10 protein-coding genes and 2 pseudogenes are annotated in these 12989 nt (G+C 46.1%); 5 read left to right on the plus strand and 7 right to left on the minus strand.

Going from position 1 to position 12989, the window contains the following annotated elements; all coding sequences use genetic code 11:
* Positions 1-79: 79 nt before the first annotated feature.
* Both D0A37_RS26120 and D0A37_RS29230 read left to right on the plus strand, forming a co-directional pair.
* Positions 80-664, plus strand: coding sequence for a DUF8738 domain-containing protein (locus D0A37_RS26120; protein ID WP_242718884.1), 585 nt, complete (start codon positions 80-82; stop codon positions 662-664).
* A gap of 48 nt (positions 665-712) precedes the next feature.
* Positions 713-847 (plus strand): hypothetical protein, encoded by a 135-nt coding sequence (locus D0A37_RS29230; protein ID WP_278187118.1) that lies wholly within the window; start codon positions 713-715, stop codon positions 845-847.
* A gap of 108 nt (positions 848-955) precedes the next feature.
* Here the strand turns inward: D0A37_RS29230 and mnmA are convergent, their stop codons facing one another.
* Positions 956-2044 carry a tRNA 2-thiouridine(34) synthase MnmA gene (gene mnmA / locus D0A37_RS26125; RefSeq protein WP_242718886.1) on the minus strand — a complete coding sequence of 363 codons (1089 nt, stop codon included), beginning with the start codon at positions 2042-2044 and terminating at the stop codon, positions 956-958.
* Positions 2045-2158: 114 nt separating this feature from the next.
* Here mnmA and D0A37_RS26130 point away from each other — a divergent pair, with 114 nt between their 5' ends.
* The gene (locus D0A37_RS26130; RefSeq protein WP_242718888.1) at positions 2159-3808 is read left to right on the plus strand and encodes an NAD(P)H-hydrate dehydratase; all 1650 of its coding nucleotides are present in this window, start codon (positions 2159-2161) and stop codon (positions 3806-3808) included.
* Between the two features lie 282 nt (positions 3809-4090).
* Positions 4091-4621, plus strand: coding sequence for a peptidoglycan-binding domain-containing protein (locus tag D0A37_RS26135; RefSeq protein WP_242718890.1), 531 nt, complete (start codon positions 4091-4093; stop codon positions 4619-4621).
* 401 nt (positions 4622-5022) lie between these two features.
* Here the strand turns inward: D0A37_RS26135 and D0A37_RS26140 are convergent, their stop codons facing one another.
* The 6 genes and pseudogenes from D0A37_RS26140 to D0A37_RS26165 all read right to left on the minus strand — a co-directional run bounded on the left by D0A37_RS26140 (position 5023) and on the right by D0A37_RS26165 (position 12152).
* Entirely contained in the window at positions 5023-5496 is a 474-nt protein-coding gene (locus D0A37_RS26140; protein WP_242718892.1) for a tellurite resistance TerB family protein, read from the minus strand.
* 107 nt (positions 5497-5603) lie between these two features.
* Positions 5604-7505, minus strand: a complete 1902-nt coding sequence (locus D0A37_RS26145) for a M61 family metallopeptidase (RefSeq protein ID WP_242718894.1) — start codon at positions 7503-7505, stop codon at positions 5604-5606.
* Positions 7502-8182 (minus strand): Crp/Fnr family transcriptional regulator, encoded by a 681-nt coding sequence (locus D0A37_RS26150; protein WP_242718896.1) that lies wholly within the window; start codon positions 8180-8182, stop codon positions 7502-7504. Before D0A37_RS26150 ends, D0A37_RS26145 begins: the two co-directional genes overlap by 4 nt.
* Positions 8183-8746: 564 nt before the next feature.
* Positions 8747-9631, minus strand: a complete 885-nt coding sequence (locus tag D0A37_RS26155) for a 3'(2'),5'-bisphosphate nucleotidase CysQ family protein (protein WP_242718898.1) — start codon at positions 9629-9631, stop codon at positions 8747-8749.
* A gap of 110 nt (positions 9632-9741) precedes the next feature.
* Positions 9742-11009 (minus strand): annotated as a pseudogene (locus D0A37_RS26160) (IS701 family transposase).
* A gap of 293 nt (positions 11010-11302) precedes the next feature.
* A pseudogene (locus D0A37_RS26165) lies at positions 11303-12152 on the minus strand (IS630 transposase-related protein).
* A 114-nt stretch (positions 12153-12266) separates the two neighbouring features.
* Between D0A37_RS26165 and D0A37_RS26170 the strand changes: the two are divergent.
* Positions 12267-12827 carry a glycosyltransferase family protein gene (locus D0A37_RS26170; RefSeq protein ID WP_242718900.1) on the plus strand — a complete coding sequence of 187 codons (561 nt, stop codon included), beginning with the start codon at positions 12267-12269 and terminating at the stop codon, positions 12825-12827.
* Positions 12828-12989 lie beyond the last annotated feature (162 nt).

Genomic DNA, 12989 nt, shown 5'->3' on the forward strand with positions numbered 1-12989 from the left:
AGCAATAGTGTCTAAATAAGTATCTGCAGTTGAGTGTTCAGGAGCGATCGCGCATTGTGTAAAGTGAGGCAGAGGGCGTATGATGAAAAAAATCTCCAAAAATAAATCTCAAAAGAATAAAAACCGAGACCAAAAGCAGCCCAATCCTGTAATCTTAGCTTTGGTGCTGACAGGAATTCTGGTATGGGAAATGTATCCGGCGCTAAGACACACCGCTGCGGCTAACGCGGGCGCTCTCAAAGATTCCCTTGCCCAGTTGGAAAAGCAACAGCAGCAAACCGCGCAGCAATTTTCCTCAGCAGCGGTGCCCCAAAAAATCAGCTATTCGGTATTGGCACTCAATACTCTAGTTTCCGAACCGGGCAATTTGGCCGAGACTACGCGCGAAAATCCCCCCAACAAATTGCCCGCAACCGTAGCAGCAGCAGTTCGCCGAGAGTTGTCGGACTCCACTGGCATTGCTGCTGACAAGTTGAAAGTAACTGAATCGAGCAGACAAAGTTGGCCGAATACTTGTTTAGGGCTTGCGAAAGCGGATGAAATGTGCGGTCAAATGATTGTTGAAGGTTGGCGGGTTGTGGTTTCTGATGGTAGGCAAACTTGGGTTTACCGCACTAATGCTAGGGGAAATATCTTGCGTTTGGAAAAAAAGTTAGCTCGGTAAATTTGAGCCTGTGAAATCAAAAATAAACTTCCTATTGGAACAGGCAAGATGCCTGTTCCACAAAGAGTTAGTTTTTTTTGTGAGTGGGGATCACAAACAGGCAAGATGCCTGTTCCACAAAGAGTGAGTTTTTTTGTGAGTGGGGATCACAAACAGGCAAGATGCCTGTTCCACAAAGAGTGAGTTTTTTTGTGGGTGGGGATCACAAACAGGCAAGATGCCTGTTCCACAAAGAGTGAGTTTTTTTGTGGCTGGTTTCTTGTGGGGTGGGCTTCTAGCCCGCCCCTTGCTTTAATTTGGGAGTTGGTTTCTTTCGATGATTCCCCCGCCCAACAGCACGTCTCCGTCATACCAAACGGCCGCTTGTCCGGGGGTAATGCTCAACTGCGGTTCATCAAAAATTAACTTAACTCTTGTACAGTAGGCGTTTTCTTCTCCCGCAGTTTCCAGGGGAATTACAGTCGCGGGGACGGGCTGCGATCGATATCGAATCTGTACCTGAGCCCGAATCGGAGCCGTCGGCGCAGCCACAGAAACCCAATTCACTTTCTGGACTGTACACTCAGATTCTACTGCCAACTGTCGATCGCCCACAATTACCCGATTGCCAGGAGCATCAAGTTCAATTACGTACAGCGGTTCCGGTGCAGCAATACCGAGTCCCTTCCGCTGGCCGATGGTGTAGTGGTGCACGCCGTCATGCTGTCCGAGCACCCGCCCTGACTTGTCCACAATGTCACCCTTTTGCGGCGCAATGTACTTATCCAGAAAAGCCCGCATCGAACCGTTACTTTCCACCAAGCACAAATCCTGACTTTCCGGCTTATCAGCAGTTTTCAAGCCAAATTCCGCCGCAATTCTGCGAGTTTCTGTCTTGGTAATTTCCCCCAAAGGAAATTCCGTACCCGCCAACAAATCCTGTGTTAAATCATACAAAAAATAAGACTGATCTTTCGCAGGGTCGATCGCCCGCAGCAACTGATAGCGACCCGTAGCAGCATCGTAAGTAATCCGAGCGTAGTGCCCTGTAGCGATTTTTTCAATTCCGAGTTCTTCGCGAGCATACTTAAGCATTGGCCCGAACTTCACAGTTTTATTGCACTGGGAACAAGGCAAAGGCGTAACTCCTGCACTGTAACCCTCCACCAAATAATCGACAATACTTGCCTGAAAGACCTCGCGGCTGTCAACAATGTGGTGGGGAACGCCCAAATCTTCGCAAATTTTAGCTGCATCGACCATTCCCTCAGAGCAGCACTGACCTTTGCCCTTCATCAACCACAGCGTTAAACCCACCACTTCATATCCCTGATGGTGTAAAATTGCGGCTGCTGCGGAACTATCGACCCCGCCGGAGAGGCCTACAACAATCTTGTTCATGGTTGGAGAGAAATTGCTATTTTACTGTTACTTTGTTCGATCGAGCTAATTTATTATACCACAAGTATACTACAACCCGCCACTGCTGCTGTTAGCTGAAATTTTAGCACTAATATGACTATTCAAAAATTTGTTGTCACCGCCGACCAAATGCGGCAAATAGAAACGAGAATCTTTGCTGCTGGAATGCCAGTCGCAGCTTTAATGGAAAAAGTCGCGGGACTGATTGCTAGACGCATTCAGCAGCTTTTGAACGGGGAAGGAAGTTCGGCAACGAGTAGTCTACAGGATTTAACGGATAGAAGGAAAAGGCAAGAAGGAAAAAATCTTGTTAATTCTCAATTGCCAATTATCGGCGTATTGGTTGGGCCCGGACACAACGGCGGCGATGCTTTGGTTGTTGCCCGCGAATTGCACTTTCAAGGGTTCCAAGTAGTTATTTACTGCCCGTTTTCTCAACTAAAAGAACTAACAAAAAATCACGCTGATTATGCGCGTTGTTTAAATATTCCCTTTGTTGACAAAATTGAACCGCTGAAAAACTGTGATTTGCTCGTAGATGGTTTATTTGGATTTGGATTAGAACGAGAAATTATTAACGCCCCAGCCGCCGCCATTGACGAAATAAATAACTTAAATATACCAATTTTAAGTATAGATATTCCATCGGGAATTCATACAGATACAGGAGAAGTTTTGGGGACGGCTATCCGGGCAAAACATACATTATGTTTGGGTTTGTGGAAAATGGCATTTCTGCAAGACAGAGCCTTAGAATATATCGGCAGTTCCGAATTAATTGATTTTGATATTCCGGCAGCAGATATTGCAGAAATATTAGGCGAAACGCCAGCAATACAACGCATTACAACAGCCTCGGCAACTCAGCATTTGCCGTTACCCCGATCGCCAATTTCGCACAAATACACCAACGGTCACTTACTAATTATTGCAGGTTCCCGCCGCTACAGCGGAGCCGCAATTTTGGCAGCCTTGGGAGCAAGAGCCAGCGGCATCGGAATGCTCTCAATTGCCGTTCCTGAGTCGATTAAACCGATGTTGAGCAGTCAGTTGCCAGAAGCATTAGTGATAGGATGTCCCGAAACCCACGCCGGTGCAATTAGCCAGTTGCCAGTAGCAATTGATTTGAGTTCTTATGATGCGATCGCCGCAGGGCCAGGTCTGACATTGGAAGCGGCAATAGCTGTAGAATCTGTACTGGAGAGCGATCGACCTCTGGTGTTAGATGCTGACGGTTTAAATATCCTCGCTCAACTCGGCACAGTCCCGATTTTGTCCGAACGCTCAGCAGTGACAATTATCACGCCTCACCCGGGGGAATTCAAGCGTTTATTTCCCGCATTAGACGAAACCGGCGATGATCGAATTGCGGCAACTCAAGCAGCAGCTCAGCTTTGCGGTGCAACGGTATTGCTCAAAGGAGCCAAAGTTTGCATAAGTTGGAAGGATGAAGGCGATTCGCTACGGGATAGCTACGCTTCACGTACCATCACCTACCTCAATCCCGAAAGCACCCCAGCCCTCGCCAGAGGCGGCAGCGGCGACGTTCTCACCGGCTTGTTAGGGGGACTATTAGCAACAGCGATCGCCCGCAAATCCCCCCCCCAATCAGTTGCAGCAACAGCAGTTTGGTGGCACGCTCAAGCCGGAATCATGGCTGCCAAAGAACGCACGGAATTAGGAGTAGATGCCTTCACTTTGACACAGTATTTAATTCCCACATTGCGAGAATTTGCTGAGTAAACAATCAACGGTAGTTGGTAGGGTGCGTACCCCGCATCTTTGTATTTTGTAGGAGTATTTTGTAGGGTGTACACCGCGCACCTTACCGCTTGGTTTGTAGTGACAACGAAAGTCATCATAAAAATATTACAACTTGCATTCCTGACGGCAAACCCACGGGTAACTCAAACGAGTGACACTCACATGAGTGAGACTCGAAAAAGTGACTGTGCACTCACAAATCCCACCAGTTATACCTGAAATATCAAAGAACAAAACTTAAATCTTGAGAGGAACCACATTATGTACACCGAAGAAAGAAGCTTGAACAATGAAACTATGGCTCTTGTCGCCGATACTACTCCTCAATCAACTCTGGCATTTGCTGCAACCACTGGAGTAAACAAGCCCACGTTACAAATCGGTTCCACAGGTCAAGCTGTCACGGAACTACAACAGCTTCTATATCATTGGGCATATTATTTCGGCCCGATGGACGGTATCTTCGGCGTCCAAGTTCAAAACGCGGTCAAAGGCTATCAACACCGCGTCTTTTTAAAAGAAGATGGGATTGTCGGCCCTGTCACTTGGGAAGCACTATACTCTGGTGCACCTGTGAATATGCCGATCGTCATGAAGGGCAGTTCTGGTAATGCTGTTAAAATTGTTCAGAATGTCTTGAAAATCAATGGATACTATTTTGGTTCGATTGACGGATTATTCGGGACGATGACAGATGTAGCAGTGCGACAATTGCAACTTAGCAAGGCTTTACCCCAAGATGGAATTGTCGGCTACAGAACTTGGCACGCCCTCAGCAAGTTAGCGCACTAATGACGGGTTGAATTCACTTTCAGTGATCGCCAAAAATCGGTATATCAATTAGGGATTTAGGCTTTGCCTAAGTCCCTAATTATCGTTAAGGGGAATGCTGTGCGCGGGAAGGGCGATCGCAAATTATATTACCGTTCCCGGCGATGAAAAATATTCTTAACTTTGCCGTTTTTTTTTGTTAGTATATCGTAGGAAATAGAGAGTCACAATCCGGTTTATTTCCCTTCTGATTTAGTTGTAAATAGTTGCACTCAGAAAATTATTATTCTTATTCCGATACTTACCTAACAAGACTTAGGGATGGGGGGCTTATTCCCGGTTTCTACGAAAGATTCCAGGTTTAGGAACGAGAAATCTAGGAATCAACCGGGTTTTTAAGCCAAGCGCGCGCAAGTCCCGAACTAGCCTTTGATGAACTTTTCTAATTTGTGAGCCATCTTCTCTACAATTCCCTCCGAACTATCTCCCGCCGATGCTTCAGCTTCAATACGCTTGACCGCATCCTCTGGAAGATTGAGCAACTGCACTAATTTTTGATAAGCTGCTGCTTCTTCTGCGTTAATTTTTGGTTCGTCGGGAGTGCGAGAACTAGATGAAATCACTTCATAGCCCAGGTGCAGGACTAATTCCCTTTCATCTTGAGTTTCTAGTTGACCGATCAACTCGTCAAGGGGGATATTTTGCATGATATAATCCCGCAGTTCTTGTTGCATTTGTTGTCCGTCGGTATCTGGGGCAAACAAACCGCAAAAGCGATCGAGCATTAAATTAACTTCTTCTGTCGCGAGTTGGCCGTCAGCCCAGGCCATAGAAGTAACAATCCTCAGCAGATTCATCTGGCGGGGCGTAATTGATGGAGGAGGTGGGGTTTGCATAATCAAAATTGGTTATGGGGAATGGGGAATTGGGAATGGGGAATTGGGAATTGGTAATTGAGCCTGATTCCTTCTTGTCTTTTATTTCCCCTTCCCCTTCATTTATGTCACAATTTCGATAGAGGAACTCCCAGCCATTCAGTAAAGTTTTGTTTCTGAGTAGCAGTGGGCTTTTCCACCGGCACGATCGAGTAGCGGCCAGGGCGGGGCGGCGCGAGAGTAACACGACAAGTCCGCAGTTCATCTTGGTGAAAAACTGTCACCTCTATTGTGTCCCCCGGCTCATAATCTTTAAGCCTCTCACCCGCTTGTTCTGAATTTACCCGAAAACCTTCGATCGCCAGCAACTCGTCCCCAGCATCAATTCCTGCCAATTGTGCCGGAGATCCTATTTCGACAAATTTAACCATTTCCCGCCCGTTTTCCGCTCCCAACGTCCAACCAGTGCGAGGCGTTTGCTCACTTTCATCTACCCAAATTTGCAGCCCGAAAGGTTCCAGATATTGGTTGTAAGGCAACTCTTCTGTGCCGTCTATATAGCGTGCGAAAAAATCGCTCAAATCGATGCCGGCGACTGACTCGATCGCACTTTGCAACTCTTCGGGAGTAAAGCCTATTTCTGCGGTCAGCGAAGGAGAATTTAACTGTCCATTTGATGTCAGATGCGCCGGCTTGGCCTCTGTTTCCGACTTCAGTTCAAAATCGTCGTTTTTACTGGAATTAGCATTGCCAAACTGCTGCCACATCAAACGCATCACATCGTCGAGCGATCGCTCGTTGCCGTGTCTGGCTCGAATCAACAAATCGAGTACAAACGAAACAACTTCCCCCTTCAAATAATAGGAAATCTGCGAATTATCGCTGTTAGCATCCCGGCGATAAAGTTTAATCCAAGCATCCCAGCTCGACTCACTGACAGGCTGCACACTCCGCCCCGGAGTCGTCTGCAAGCGAGTGATCTCCTTAGCTAGATTTTGAAAGAAACCCTTCACGCCGTAGATACCAGCTCGAAAAGGAATCACCAAATCGTAATAACTGGTAGTGCCTTCGGAGAACCACAAAGAAGGAGTATAATTTTCTTGTTCGTAGTCAAATACTTCCAGAGCTTTCGGTCGAATGCGCTTGACATTCCAGAGGTGAAAAAACTCGTGAGCCACCAACTGAATAAAGCGTTCATACTTTTCCTTAGCCCGAAAACTAAAACGCGGATAGTTGAGAGTGCAGCACTCCTTGTGTTCCAAACCGCCAAAACCTGAGCCGGACAAATGCAGGAAAAACACATAGCGTTCATAAGGCAAACCGCCAAACATTTTTGCCTCGACTTCGATAACTTTTTGGATGTCTCGAATCGCCCGCTCGGGTTCTAAGTTGCCTTTTCCCCACACAACTAACTGGTGGGTTTTTCCCATCACTTCAAACTCGTACACTTCGTGATAGCCAATCTCAAAAGGACTGTCTACGAGAGTGTCAAAATCCGCAGCAGCGAAAGTAAGATTTTGGCCAGAAACAGGCGGCAAAGTAGTAACGGCGCGCCATTCCGGTTGCGGGGGTACAACGGTTACGGTGTAGCAATTACGCTCAAAACCCGGCAAGAAAAAGCATAAAGCTGCCGGATTGAAATAACCGTGAGTCGAGTCTAAATGATTGGTTCGCACTGTCAGTTCGTTGGCAAAAATGCGGTAGCGAACCGTGATATCTGACACCGAATCGGTATCGATTTGCCAGTGATTTTTGCTTTTTTTGCGCCAAGGTAAAGCTTGATCGCCCGCCTGTGAGCTAAAATCTTGCAGGTGGCGGGCGTACTCTCGAACCAAATAAGAACCGGGAGTCCAGACAGGCATTTTTAAATCCAGAACCGGCTCCGACCAACCTTGCACGCGCAAAGTTACTTCAAAGAGGTGGGATTCAGGATTGGGCATCGCCACCGAATATTGAATTGTCGGTGCTGTTAGTTGCCCCTCACTGTTGCCGGTCGCGGACGAAGTATCCAAACAAGTAACATCAGTCATTGACTTGCCAAATTAATCAAGTGCTTGAGATTGATCAAATGGATAGTTTGGCGGTCTGGATCGATTTTGATCCAACCTTTACTATCGAGTTTTTCCATAATTTTGCTGGTTTCATCTAGGGTGATATCTGTGACATCAGCTAAGTCTTCATAAGGAATATTGAAGATATCTTTGCCCTCAGCAGTTTTCTGACCGTAGTTTTCTGCCAGCTCGACTAAAGTATTTGCTAGTTTAACCGCTGGCTGGCGGTTGCGGAGTTGATAGCGGTGATTGGTTTGGCGCAGCCGCCGCACCATCAGTTGCAGCATCCGGTGGTGCAATTGCGGGTCTTTAAACAGGGTTTGGATAAATCGCTGAGCTGTTACACTCAGCAGCCGCACCGGCGATAGAGCAAGTACGTCATTCGATCGGGGAGATTCGTCCAGAATTGCCATTTCGCCGAAGAACGCACCCCGTCCTAAAATAGCCATTGATACAGCTCGATCGTTTGACAAGCGCCGGACTTTTACCCAGCCAGACACGACAAAGTAAATCGCGTTGCCCCAAGAATCCTCCATCACCACAGCTCGGCCCGGGGGATACTCATGCTTGACGGCATTTGATAGCAGTCCTCCCAAGGTTTCTGGGTTAGCACCCTTAAATAGAGGGAATAGCTCACTGAAAGCTTCTGTCTTCATCAAAAAAATGGGTAGAAACTCCGTCCTTCTAGGACGGCTTTATATTGTCTTTTTTTGATTACTACCGCCTTGGGACTGGTTGGCTCGGTGTGCTTTTGTGTTGCACTTTCAGCGGGACAATTACCGCCTCAAACTTCCCAGCCCTGTACGCATAGTGTTTTGCTCTTTCGAGCCTCCCTTTCGGGGTGATGTTAGCCTCGCCAAGGTTTAGTGAGCTTGTTGGGCTGAAAGCACTGCCCCAGTGACCTTAGAGCTGTTTAACCTTCAGCGACAGAGCGGAAAACTGGCTTCGCATTCTCCGGTGTCGTGACTCAAAAAACGTAGTCAGTTAAGACTTAGGCCCGTCAGAATGGCTTGTCAGATTACTCTTCCAAGCCTCACGCCTTTAGGCTGAGGTTCCTGACGCAAACTCGCGGAGGTGGGAAATATGATTAGGCGAGACCCAACAGCTAGGGAACGATCGATGTTTGGGAACACAAAGAATCTGTTGCTCCTTTAATTGATGATAAGGGTGCACAGGCCCGGTTCACGTAAAATTGGTAGATTCTTTAATCTTAAACGGGTTTACAAGCCTGCCACTGCCTGTTGAACTTTGCCTAACAGAGGTTCTATGTAGCCCGGCCAGCCGATCGCGATTGACTGCGTGTGGGCCAGAGTCTCCGGCTCGATCGCATCTTTAGTCCACCTCAGCGGTTGACCTTGCAAGTCGCAACAAACCAATCCGGCTGCTTTTGCTAAAGCCAAAGGACCGGCGGTATCCCACACTTTAACTCTGCCGTTGAGATACAGGTACAAACCAGCTCGACCGAAGATAACTTCCATCACTTTTAAGCCAAAGCTGCCCAGCGAGTAAAATTCGGCTCCGGGGATGCTTTGGGCGATCGCCTGGGCGTAGTTTTTCTGGTCTTTGTCTCCGAGAATAATTTTACAATTTTCCGCTGTCGGGGCCGGGGGTTTGCACAGCGCGATCGGCTGCGGGGCTTGGGTTCCGACTGTTTGGAACAATCCCCAATCTTTGCCACCAAAATACATTTGGTCAAAAGCCGGGGCGTAGATCCAGCCGGCCACCGGTTTCCCCTCAAGCAGCAGCCCCACCATCGAGGCGTAGTGGAGTTTTCCCCGAATAAATTCTTCAGTCCCGTCAATGGGATCGATGCACCAGAGGCGCTGGTAATTAGCCCCGTAAGCTGCTCTGGAGGCGGCGTTTTCCTCGGTGATCCTGCCATCTTCAGGAAACAAAGCGCTAAATGCTGCCGATAGTTGTCGGTCTAGGTATTGATCGATACTCGTCACGTAGTCGTTGGGCCCTTTCTCGGAAACTTCAAAAGGTTCGGCTGCTAGCTTGTAAGCTTCTTGACCGCACTCGCGCAGGGTGTAGCGAATTTTTTGATCTTGCTCTGGAGAAATATACATGAGGTTAAACATAAATTCTTTAGCTAACTTCAGCATAAAAGCTTAAGTCCTTGGAATCGATCGGCGCGTTTCACTGTTTTTGATTCGTACAGGATTTGCGCCCGGGTGTCCATAAACCCGGTTTCCTAACGGGACTTAAACAAATTTCAAGCCCAAATAAAGCCCAAACTAGCTTTATAAGCAGAGAATACGTCCAAATTTTTGTTCAGCCATCTGACAAACCGAAAAGATATTGCGGTCCGAAAGGCTTCCAGCGCTTCTGTAAAGGTATTTAAAGGTTTATTTGCCCATTTACGTCTTAATCCTCCGGTTAAGGTATGCCAGAGAATAAAAGTGTATGCACAAAACACCAAAATTAAATGCCTCATTAAACTGCGTTTATCTCTGACTTGATATTCTTTTAGCCCTAACCATCATGAGAGCTTCCCGATAGAAAACTTCCACCCAATTTCTTTGGGAATAGGTCTTTACTACCCACTCCCCAGTTGCTGTTGATAACTCAACATTACTCATCAAATAATCAATTTCACTGGCTTCATCGCTAGTAGCTGCATTCATGACGATGGCTACTACTCTCTTGCCAGTATACTTTGATAACTCGATTTCTCTTGTCGCTACCCATACCGTTCTGGGCTTTTCTAGTTGGAGTTGAATTTTACTGAAAGCCTCTTTCGGTAAAGTTTTTGCTAAATTATCTACTCGAATTTCCTCTTTTCCATCCCCCTTTTTTTGAATTATTACTTTACGGTTCTTGGCAATCCCTCCGATATATTTTAATTTTCTTTTCTCTACTTCTTGTAAAAAACTTGCGTTATTGCCATACCCAGCATCAATCAGCACTATCCCTGGTCGATATCCTCTGGCTAAACTTTGGTCTATTAAATCTATGGCTATTTCGGGTTTCTTTTTAAATTCTGGGTCGGCGTTTCCTTTGGGTAATGAGTCGGCTTTTTGATACAATTCTATATCTAAGGGTAAACTTTTGATGCCATCATATAGATGGGTAGTAACTGCTACTACACCATTCTCTGTTTTCCCAATTTCTCCAATGTATTGCCGTCCCACGACCTCTGTAAAATTACCACTTTTTCTATGCCCTGAATCATCTACAATCAGACTAAATCCTTGATTAATCTTAGTTTGGCGACACTGATTCATTACCTCCTCTTCGGCGTTGGTTCAGTTCACGGAATGACCAAGGTGCTGCGGTTAAAAAATGGTGTAATTTGTGGTAAGTCACTCCGACGGCGTTTGTCGCCATCTGCTTCATGTTTTTTCGCTCACTTTCGCCCAATAATCCGCCTAAATAGTTCCTAAACTCCCGTTTTTGGGCAATATGACCAAAGATATCGTCAAATCTTTGACACCATCGGTCAAAGCAGGGGGGCATGGCGGCGGGGGTGGTCTCTTTCATCGCTCATTTTTGAACGTTATATGCTTACAGAGCAAGCATTATAACTTATTTAGCTCGTGTTTTTTGTTTAAGTCCCGCTAACCATGAGGGCCGTTGCTATACAAGCCCCAGACAGGATTGGTGGAACTCACAAAAATTTAGACATGAGGGAGAACCCCCCAGATTCATCTGTAGAGTCAAATCTAAAATCTAAAATCTAAAATCTAAAATTGCTCGATCAGACCAGCACGTTCAACAGTAGAGGATAAAATCTTCTGAGGTTAGATATAGTCATTTCAAATAAAAAAGAGACACTATTGATCGCAGTAGGCACAGATGAGTTCATCTAAAGATGTGCCAGGAGGAGCATACATTCTGGCTCGCTTTAAGGCACTAAAATCGTGTTCAATATCGTTCAGGTAGGCGAGAATATTTTGGGAGAAAAAGAACTTGATGCTCCGTTTCCTCTACCAGTTCTCGAATGGCTGTTTTTCGATGAATCGGTGCATTATCCATGATTAAGATAGATGGCTGGGTCAGAGAGGGTAATAAATATAAAGATAACCACCCTTCAAAACCTTCTGCATTGAGGCTGCCCGTAAAAACCATTGGGGCAATTAAGTCCTTTTTTCCTTTCCTTCTTCCGGCTACTAGATTTTCTCTTTTCCCCCGTTTTCCTGACTTTTCACCCCAGATTTTTTTGCCTTTTTTTGACCAGCCTAATGCACAATCTTGAAACTCTTCAAATCCTGACTCATCAATAAAAACCAGACTTTGACATCCCGATACTTTAATTAATTCTCGGAGATATCTGTAGTATTTCATTCTTTCTTCTCGGTTTCTTTCCTGATAACGAAGTTGTTTTTTTTTTCGAGTAGTTTTTATTTCTTTAAGAGCATAAGATATGGCACTTGGTCTGACCCCAAACTTCTTGGCTCTGTCGATTAATCTGGCATCTGGGTTCTCTTTTACATCGTTTTCTAAGGCTTTCCAATCTAGCTTTCTCTTACGTCTTTTTACCTTGGTGGCTCTAAGGTCTGTCCGACCCAGCCACCGATATATCGTTGCCACAACTACCTGAAAAAGTCCGGTTGCTTGAGCGATACGACCGCCATTTTCTACATAATCCACTACTCTTTTTCTCAAATCAATACTGTAAGACATTTTCCTAGCGGGTTCACTATTTTTATTAATTTTACCTCATTTTTAAATAGTCTCATACTTATTTGAAATGACTATAATTTGTGGCAGCACCTGCAGAATTCTAAGGAGAATATTTTGAAATACCATTTGGCATTAGGTCGCAAAATAGACCTAGATGGAATTGACCGCGATGCACAACTCGGCAAATGCCCTCGCCACGTCCTGCGAGCCCTCAGAGACCGCTTAAATGCCACCGTTCATGCCCCAGATGGCGAAGCGATATCGTTGAGCGACAAGCTGCGATCAAAAATTTTTTCTAAGCCCGAACATTGGGCCGCCGCGCGTAAATTGTCCAAGCAAGTCAGCAGCGACGACGTGATATTTTGTAACGGCGGTGACATTGGCGTTCCAGTGGCGGCGATGTGTGGCCAATTGCCCAAGCGCCCGAAAATTGTTGTACATTTCCACAATGTCGATCGGCCGCGCGGCCGCCTCGCGCTGAAACTATTTGGTTTAGCGGACAAAATTGATGTGTTCATGGCCTGCGCCACCCCTCAAACTGACTTCCTCCGCAGCTATTTAGCTATACCTGAATCCCGCATTTTAGTGCTTCTAGACCAGACAGACACTAAGTTTTTTACACCGGGTCCCGTTTCTGCCGAGAAAAAGCGGCAAACGGTTGTTATTGGAGTTTAGACTAAGCACAAATTGACTCAGGGTTAGCTGAGTAGAAATTGTGGTGAATTTAGAGAGATATTCCCAGGTTAACTAATGGATTTTGGTGATTTTTGGAACCGACCTTTACCCTTTTTGACCACAGGATAGCGACATCTTTTAGTGCGAGCTTTTCCTGGTTGC

This window comes from Microcoleus vaginatus HSN003 (assembly GCF_022701255.1).
Lineage (GTDB): Bacteria > Cyanobacteriota > Cyanobacteriia > Cyanobacteriales > Microcoleaceae > Microcoleus > Microcoleus vaginatus_B.

Excerpts from the sequence above, each read along its gene's own strand:
- D0A37_RS26140 (WP_242718892.1), bottom strand. The coding sequence starts at position 5,496 with ATGCAAACCCCACCTCCTCCATCAATTACGCCCCGCCAGATGAATCTG.
- D0A37_RS26135 (WP_242718890.1), top strand. The coding sequence starts at position 4,091 with ATGTACACCGAAGAAAGAAGCTTGAACAATGAAACTATGGCTCTTGTC.
- D0A37_RS26120 (WP_242718884.1), top strand. The coding sequence starts at position 80 with ATGATGAAAAAAATCTCCAAAAATAAATCTCAAAAGAATAAAAACCGA.
- mnmA (WP_242718886.1), bottom strand. The coding sequence starts at position 2,044 with ATGAACAAGATTGTTGTAGGCCTCTCCGGCGGGGTCGATAGTTCCGCA.
- D0A37_RS26155 (WP_242718898.1), bottom strand. The coding sequence starts at position 9,631 with ATGCTGAAGTTAGCTAAAGAATTTATGTTTAACCTCATGTATATTTCT.
- D0A37_RS26130 (WP_242718888.1), top strand. The coding sequence starts at position 2,159 with ATGACTATTCAAAAATTTGTTGTCACCGCCGACCAAATGCGGCAAATA.
- D0A37_RS29230 (WP_278187118.1), top strand. The coding sequence starts at position 713 with ATGCCTGTTCCACAAAGAGTTAGTTTTTTTTGTGAGTGGGGATCACAA.
- D0A37_RS26145 (WP_242718894.1), bottom strand. The coding sequence starts at position 7,505 with ATGACTGATGTTACTTGTTTGGATACTTCGTCCGCGACCGGCAACAGT.
- D0A37_RS26150 (WP_242718896.1), bottom strand. The coding sequence starts at position 8,182 with ATGAAGACAGAAGCTTTCAGTGAGCTATTCCCTCTATTTAAGGGTGCT.